Source organism: Streptomyces sp. NRRL WC-3549, assembly GCF_000721935.1.
In the GTDB taxonomy this organism is placed as follows: domain Bacteria; phylum Actinomycetota; class Actinomycetes; order Streptomycetales; family Streptomycetaceae; genus Streptomyces.
On the sequence record NZ_KL585414.1, the window covers coordinates 99,183 to 101,769 of the forward strand.

At 70.6% G+C, this 2,587-nt stretch carries 3 protein-coding genes; all 3 read left to right on the forward strand.

Features of this window, described 5'->3' with window-relative positions:
- Positions 1–804 (forward strand): alpha/beta fold hydrolase (locus IH13_RS0121730; protein ID WP_031086940.1); only part of this gene is annotated, 804 nt, incomplete at its 5' end.
- Positions 805–1,445: 641 nt separating this feature from the next.
- Positions 1,446–2,039, forward strand: coding sequence for a winged helix-turn-helix domain-containing protein (locus IH13_RS0121735; RefSeq protein ID WP_031086942.1), 594 nt, complete (start codon positions 1,446–1,448; stop codon positions 2,037–2,039).
- A 34-nt stretch (positions 2,040–2,073) separates the two neighbouring features.
- Positions 2,074–2,587: MFS transporter (locus IH13_RS0121740; RefSeq protein ID WP_031086944.1), on the forward strand; the 514-nt coding region annotated here is incomplete at its 3' end.

Sequence of the window (2,587 nt, forward strand, 5' to 3'; positions counted from 1 at the left end):
GGCGGCAGCGGCAGCCCGGTCGTGCTGCTGCACGGATTTCCTCAGACCCACCTGATGTGGCGACACGTCGCCGAGCGGCTCACCGACGAGCACACGGTGATCTGTCCCGACTTGCGAGGCTACGGCGCCAGTGACAAGCCGGCGGCCACCGACCCCGAGGTGTACGGCAAGCGAGCCATGGCCTCCGACGTCGTGAACCTGGCCGCGGCGCTCGGCCACGAGCGCTTCGCCCTCGTCGGTCACGACCGGGGCGCCCTGGTCGCGTTCCGGGCAGGGCTGGACCACCCCGAGGCCATCACGCACCTGGGCATTCTCGACGTAGTGCCGACGCTCGACATGTGGGACGTGCTGCACGGCGTCTCGGCGGCGGTCGGCTACCACCTCTTCCTCATGGCGCAGCCGCCGGGCCTGCCGGAGGCGTTGATCACCAACAGCGCGGACGCGTTCTTCGGCTCGTTTCTCGATACCTGGGCCAACGACGCGGCCGCGATGCCGGAGAATGTACGTGCCGAATACCTGCGGGCGAGCGCCGCGGCGGTGCCGTCGATCGTCGCGGACTACCGGGCCTCGGCGGGGATCGACGTCGTGCACGACCAAGCGGACCTGGACGCAGGGACCCAGCTGGCCATGCCCGTGACGGTCGTCCAGCAGGACTGGGGCGCGCAGCTGGGCTACGACGCTTCTGCCGTCTGGAAGGCATGGGCACCGGACCTGGACCACCGGCTGACCCGAGCCGGACACTTCATGGCCGAGGAGGCACCCGACGAGATCGCCGCGGCGATCCGCAGCCTGTTGGCCCGCTGAACCACCTGCCTCACACTCGCCGGCCTGGCCACGGCCGGCCGGCGAGTGTGAGGCTTCCGGCGCTCGGCAAGGTCACCGGGCGATGGCTCGACGTCCTGGCCTTCCGGCGAGACCACGGCCGCCTGCGCCACGACCGACGGCTCCAGGTGGGCGGCTGCGTGGAGTCGTCCGTCGCGGGCCCCGAATCCAGCGGGGCGATCGGCCTGCCCCGGCTCGGACACTCCGTTCGCCGGTCGGCCTGACCAGGGGGTGAGGGGTTCGGCCGACTGGTACGGCGCACCCTTCGTGCCGGAGGCGTCGACGTGCCCCCGCCGCTTTCGGGGGTGTTCGACGGAGATCCGCTCGCGGCACGAACGGCAGATGCGGCCGCCACCGGCTATAAGAGACAGGCCACAGGGAGGTCCTTGCCGATCCGAAACGGGCGGACGAGTCCACCGCCGCGGGCGGACAAGGCCACCGCCGCGATCACCGAGGTCACCCGCCCGCTTGCCCCCCGGAGAAGGCCGGCGCCGGCCTTCTCGGCGGCAGTAAGGTCGCGCCGGGTCGGCTGTCTCAGTCCCCTGCACACGGAGTCGGCCGCTCGGCCGGGGAAGTCCGAAGCAGTTATTGCGAAGTTTTCGCTTCATGCTTACGCTGCGTGCATGCGACCGAAGCGCGAGGCTGAGCAGATCACCGACCTGTCACGGTTGAGGGCCTTGATGAACCCGCTGCGGATGCAGCTGTACCGACTGCTCTACGCGGCAGGCACCGCGACCGCTTCTCAGCTCGCCGAGCATGTCGACGAAACGCCGTCGCTGGTCAGCTACCACTTGCGCAAGCTGGCTGAGCACGGCTTCGTGACCCAGGCGAGTGGCCAGGGCACCGACGGCCGCGAGCGGTGGTGGCGGGTGGCATCCGAAGAGGGCTGGGGGTTTCGTGACTCGGACTTCGCGGACACACCTGAGGGCGCCGCCGCCGTCGGCGCGGTGACCCGAGGGATGTTCGACACCCGCGTCGCCCAGTACCGCACGTATCTCGATCAGAAGTCCGCCTGGGGACGTGCATGGACCGACGCGTCCTTCACTTCCGAGTGGCTGCTCGACCTCACCCCGGCCGAACTCGCCGAGATGAACGACGAGCTCCAGGCGCTGGCCCGGCGCTGGCGGGAGCGGGGCAAGGCCGCGAAGGCGGCCGACGACACCGAGGACCGCGAGCACGTGTCCGTGCACCTCTACGGCTTTCCCTTCCGGCCCTGACCCAGCCGAATTCCCGAGCTTACTGGAGCCCGCCATGGCCGTCCCCGAGACAGTCCTGCCCGATCGTGCCACCACGCCGGCCCACCGCGACGGAAACGTGCTGCGCTGGCTCACCGCCTACACGGTCTCCCTCGTCGGCGACAGCGTGTACTTCGTCGCCCTTGCCTGGTCCGCCCAGAAGGCCGCCGGTCCTACCGAAGTCGGCCTCGTCATGGCCGCCGGAGCGGTACCACGAGCGTTACTCATGCTCGGTGGGGGCGTGGTCGCCGACCGGCTCGACCCCCGTCGGGTGCTTCTCGGCAGTGACACGCTGCGCTGTCTCCTCGTCCTGGCGGTGGCCGCCGGTATCGCCCTGACGGCTCCGGCCTTGTGGATCCTGGTCACAGTGGCGCTCGTCTTCGGCGCCGTCGACGCGCTGTTCGTACCCGCTGTCGGTGCCCTCCCGCCGCGGATCACTGGCCCCGACCAGCTGGCCCGGGTCACCGGCATGCGCACGCTGTCGACGCGCCTCAGCCAGATCGCGGGCCCACCGATCGGCGGCCTCGCCA